Source organism: Flavobacterium sp. (genome assembly GCF_041392085.1).
Taxonomy (GTDB): domain Bacteria; phylum Bacteroidota; class Bacteroidia; order Flavobacteriales; family Flavobacteriaceae; genus Flavobacterium.
Genome location: NZ_JAWKMW010000003.1, coordinates 1 through 1842, shown reverse-complemented (window position 1 = coordinate 1842; position 1842 = coordinate 1). Strand labels below are relative to the sequence as shown.

Genomic DNA, 1842 nt, shown 5'->3' with positions numbered 1-1842 from the left:
CGGTATTCAGAACCTTTTAAACTGAAAATTTTAGACGAACTTACAACGGGTAAATTAAACAAGTATCAATTAGGTAAGGCTTATGGTATTGCACCAACTACCATTAATGAATGGATTAAGAAGTACAACCGTAAAGACCTTATGAACACTAGAATAACAGTGAAAACTAAAGACGAAATAACACGTATAAAAGAACTCCAAAAAGAGATTGAACAACTTAAAAAATTGTTGTTAAAGAAAGACTTGGATGCGATGATTCAAGATTCATACCTGGAAGTTGCTGCAGAAGACCTTGGTTATAAATCGGTTGCCGAACTAAAAAAAAAGTTAAATATAGAGCGGTAAGTAAAACTAAAGACAAAGCTAAAGGATTTGCGTCTTTAACCTCTATTTGTAAGCCTTTCGGGATTAAACGTGATGCTTATTACAAGTATAAATACAGAGCTGATAAACGTTTAAAACTTGAACAACAGGTCATTCAAATTGTAAACCAAAAACGTAGATCCTTGCCTAGAGAAGGTGTACGTAAACTCAAAATATCTTTGAAAAACGATTTTGATAAAGCTAACCTCAAAGTAGGCAGAGACACGCTTTTCAACATCCTTAGAAAACACAATATGCTTATAACCAGAAAGAAACCTAGCTACAGAACTACCAATTCTTTCCATAGGTTTTATAAACATAAAAACATCATCAAAGATTTACTTGTTAATAGACCTAATCAGGTTTGGGTATCTGATATTACATACATCAGAACTGTAAAAGGATTTTGTTACTTGGCGCTCATAACCGACATGTATTCAAGGAAAATCATTGGCTATGACCTTAGTGATAGCCTTGAACTTAGCGGTTGTGTCAGAGCGCTTAATAAAGCATTATATCAAGTTAAAAGTATAGAAAACCTCATACACCACTCGGACAGAGGAATACAGTATTGTAGCAATCTATACACGCAAATTTTAAAGAGAAAAAACATCAAAATTAGTATGACAGAAGAAAATCATTGCTACGAAAATGCTATTGCGGAACGTGTAAACGGCATCTTGAAAGACGAATTCTATCTCGACCAGACCTTTGATAGCGTACAACACGCAAAAAGAGCAACAAAAAGTGCTATTAATCTATACAACCAAATTAGATTACATGTATCTTTAGATTATAAAACACCAAATATGGTATACAAATTAACAGCCTAAATCAATTTTAACCTGTAGCCATATTTCAGGACTAGACATTATGAAAATCAGAGCGTCATACAAAATTGGAATTGGAATTTTAGCAGTTGGAATTGCATTAATTCTGATTTTAGGAATTAAAAATCCGCCTGATAAACTGACTGCGACTGAATTATCAAAAATTGAGAAAATAAAAGTGAATAATGGACCAACTTACGAGTTGACCGATAAAGAAATTGACTTGTGGAATAATTTGGAATTTGATATTTCGACTGACAATTATCCCGGAGAAACACCTGATTTTGTAATTGACTTGATTGGAAATGAATCTGAATTTACTGCTATGTATAATGAATCGAGTGGAATTGTGTTTTTCAGTTTCGTTTCCGAAATCAAATACGGATTTCTAAACTCACCAGCACCTGGAGGTTGGACAAAACCGATTTATGAAACCAAAGCGAATGACCAAATATTGGAATTATTAAAAATAAAATAACGCAGTACAACACCGTGTATAGCTCATTGCGGCTGAATTCCTTAATCGGAATTCATTGCAATTTGCTATCTTTCGGTTACGGCGGAAAATCATAGCTGATTTTCCGCAACGAGCCATACACAAACACGTTGTACCCAATTTGAGAAAATGCAGAAATGGAATCAAATTTTC

At 33.8% G+C, this 1842-nt stretch carries 3 protein-coding genes; all 3 read left to right on the top strand.

Annotated features, from left to right (window positions below; translation table 11 throughout):
- On the top strand, positions 1 to 345 hold a 345-nt coding region (locus tag R2782_RS00040; protein ID WP_371265997.1), incomplete at its 5' end, for a transposase.
- Complete coding sequence (locus R2782_RS00035) at positions 303 to 1196, top strand: IS3 family transposase (protein WP_371265998.1); 894 nt, start codon at positions 303 to 305, stop codon at positions 1194 to 1196. The genes R2782_RS00040 and R2782_RS00035, both read left to right, overlap by 43 nt.
- 40 nt (positions 1197 to 1236) lie before the next feature.
- Complete coding sequence (locus R2782_RS00030; RefSeq protein WP_371265996.1) at positions 1237 to 1671, top strand: hypothetical protein; 435 nt, start codon at positions 1237 to 1239, stop codon at positions 1669 to 1671.
- Positions 1672 to 1842 lie beyond the last annotated feature (171 nt).

Coding starts and splice junctions, on each gene's coding strand:
- R2782_RS00030 (WP_371265996.1), top strand. CDS start 1,237: ATGAAAATCAGAGCGTCATACAAAATTGGAATTGGAATTTTAGCAGTT.